This is a genomic window from Synechococcus sp. R55.2, from assembly GCF_047462075.1.
Taxonomy (GTDB): Bacteria; Cyanobacteriota; Cyanobacteriia; order Thermostichales; family Thermostichaceae; genus Thermostichus.
This window is the reverse complement of the sequence record NZ_JANSIH010000137.1, coordinates 1-903: the sequence shown is the minus strand read 5'-3', so window position 1 is coordinate 903 and position 903 is coordinate 1. Positions and strand designations below refer to the sequence as shown.

The 903-nt window shown below is 61.5% G+C and carries 1 pseudogene; it reads right to left on the bottom strand.

The annotated features are described in order from the left end of the window. A pseudogene (locus NW838_RS05130) lies at nucleotides 1-325 on the bottom strand (peptidase M3); the annotation flags it as partial. Nucleotides 326-903 lie beyond the last annotated feature (578 nt).

The following is a 903-nucleotide window of genomic DNA, read 5'->3' as shown; positions in this document are numbered from 1 at the left end:
TGACCCGCTCCAGATCCCTCCAGCTGGGGTCTGCCTTCGTCCAGGCCATCTCTGGTTCGGCCTCAGCCGGGATCGCTGTTGGAAGGCTGCTGCTCTCGCAACCCTCGGCAAGATGGGCTGCCAGGGCGAGCGCCTGCGTCAGCTCCGACAACTCCTGCAGCGCCACCGCCAGCTCTGGCGGGCTGAGCTGGACCACCTGCCCCCGGTAGCGCTGGGCAAACTGCTGCACCTGCTCCTCCAGTTCATTCCAGGTTAGGGCGCGCTTTTTCCCAGAGCCAGAGAAACGCTCGAAAGGGGGTTCAGCAGCAGGAAAGACCACCGGCATCAGCCTCCTAGAGATGGGGTCGTCCCTCTGTTGGCTTGTCGGCAGAGGGGTGTGCCCGCCTTTTGACCTCTGCCAAAGGGCAAATGGCTGGGGAAATCTGGGTTGGAGGTGCAGGCTGCGATCAGAGGGATCCGGATCCCTGCTATCCCCCCCTGGGGGTTCCCATCCTGGTCAGAACATAGCCTCACCGCTGCTGTGCTGCGCAAAGGCGGCAGCAACAGCCAACCCAAGCCTGAGCCATTCGGCAAGCTCGGATCCGGGATCCCGCATTCATTAAAGACTGCGACTGCGAAAACCGACGTGCCTCCTTTGGGGCAGGAAAAACCTGAGATGATTGTGACATTCTCCTTGGGCAAATGCAGCCGGCAGCGTGGGGATCCCAATTTCGGCCAGGATACGTGTTGGGACAGAATAGGCCTGCGGCCACTTGTGCAAAGGGTAAAAGAACTATCCGAGGGAGGTGACTGCATTGTTTGCCCAAGTCACTGCTGCCGCTCTGCTGGGACTCCGGGCCGTGCAGGTTACGGTGGAGGTGGATGTGGGCGGTGGCTTGCCCCAGATCACCTTGGTGGGACTGC